The sequence below is a fragment of the Vibrio sp. 1562 genome (genome assembly GCF_033340155.1).
In the GTDB taxonomy this organism is placed as follows: domain Bacteria; phylum Pseudomonadota; class Gammaproteobacteria; order Enterobacterales; family Vibrionaceae; genus Vibrio; species Vibrio alginolyticus.
In genome coordinates this window covers 1-607 of record NZ_JAWOVY010000524.1, presented here as the reverse complement: position 1 = coordinate 607, position 607 = coordinate 1, and the positions used below count along the sequence as shown (strand labels likewise).

Annotated in this window: 1 protein-coding gene; it reads left to right on the top strand. The window is 48.4% G+C overall.

Translation table 11 applies throughout. The annotated features are described in order from the left end of the window. Positions 1-607: trypsin-like peptidase domain-containing protein (locus R7Z49_RS26185; RefSeq protein ID WP_318112585.1), on the top strand; the 607-nt coding region annotated here is incomplete at both ends.

The window sequence follows — 607 nt, the reverse complement described above, 5'->3', positions numbered from 1 at the left end:
CAGACCAAGTCGTTGTTGCATTGCAAGATGGTCGAGCTGCTGACGCTCAACTTGTTGGCACCGACAAACGCACGGACATTGCCGTTTTACGAGTTGAAGGTTCTAACCTACCTGTCATCCCATTGAATTCTGAATACAAACCTCAGGTTGGTGATGTCGTTTTAGCGATTGGTAACCCATACAACTTAGGACAAACCACGACCTTCGGCATTATTTCCGCGACAGGTCGCTCTTCTATTAGCGATGGTCGTCAAGCCTTCATCCAAACTGATGCTGCAATCAATGAAGGTAACTCGGGCGGCGCATTGGTGAATACTCAAGGTGAATTGGTGGGCATCAACACCGCATCTTTCCAGCAGGCAACCGATCTTGAAACCTACGGTATCTCATTTGCAATCCCAGCCCCACTCGCCAGCAAAATTATGCAGAAAATCATCGCTGATGGTCGTGTGATTCGCGGCTACATCGGTATTGATGGGCAAGACATCAATGCAGTGACGGCCCGTTTACTAGGAAACGAGCACATTGGCGGTATCGTTGTTTTAGGTATCGACCCAAATGGTCCAGCAAGTGCCGCAGGCTTTGAAAAGCAAGACATCATTATCAG